Below are 894 nucleotides of genomic sequence, written 5' to 3' on the forward strand. Positions count from 1 at the left end.
GCCCGAATCGACGCCCGCCACCACGCCGTCCAGGACACCATTGGTGAGGGCTACCGCGCCGAAACGGCCATCGGCCTCCCCGTCGGAGTCCTCGAACCCGAGTGGCATCCCAGCACCCGTACCGAATGGGTCACCCCCGACATCCCCTGGGTCGAAACCCACGAACAGCACAATTGGAAAGTCGCGGCGGACGCACGCACCTACGCCAAGGGCACGACCACCCGGCTGGACTGGTTCGCCCCCGCCATCCGACCGGCCTTCAACCAGAGCGCCTCCATCCAAAACCGCCGATACCAGAATCGGATGACTCTCTACCCGCAGCCCTGGAGCCCATCAAGCCCCGAACTTGAATACATCGGACGTCACCGCTTTGGCTCGGCGCCGACCAGCATCGCCCTCTACCAGGGCGACACGCTGCTAAACGAGAACACCAGGAGCGCGTACCTGCCATACACGGAGGTGCCGGCCGGGACGCTGCCGTACCGGCTGGTGCTGGACGCATCGCGCCCAGCCGAGGAGTGGGGGTTGTCGACCCGTACCCACACCGAGTGGGACTTCATCTCCAGCACCAACGACGCCGACCCCGGCTCCCCCGAACCCCTCACCCTGCTCCAGCTCGACTACGAACTGGAAACCGACCTACGAGGCGACGTCGAAGCCGGCACCCGCCAAGACATCAGCATCACCCCCAGACCGCAGCCCGGCGGTACCGGTACCGGCACCATCACCGCAGTGGAGCTTGAGGTCTCCTACGACGACGGCACCACCTGGCAACCCATCACCCTCACCCCGGGCGACAACAACCGCCACACCGGAACACTGAAACTACCGGCACAACCCGACAGCTTCATCTCCGTACGCGCCGCCGCCGAAACCGACACCGGCTTCGCCATC

Annotated in this window: 1 pseudogene; it reads left to right on the forward strand. The window is 66.0% G+C overall.

The window, feature by feature from the left end:
• Nucleotides 1-894, forward strand: a pseudogene (locus H0524_RS10790) (peptidase S8); the annotation flags it as partial.

The organism is Salinispora sp. H7-4 (assembly GCF_013416675.1).
GTDB lineage: Bacteria > Actinomycetota > Actinomycetes > Mycobacteriales > Micromonosporaceae > Micromonospora > Micromonospora vitiensis.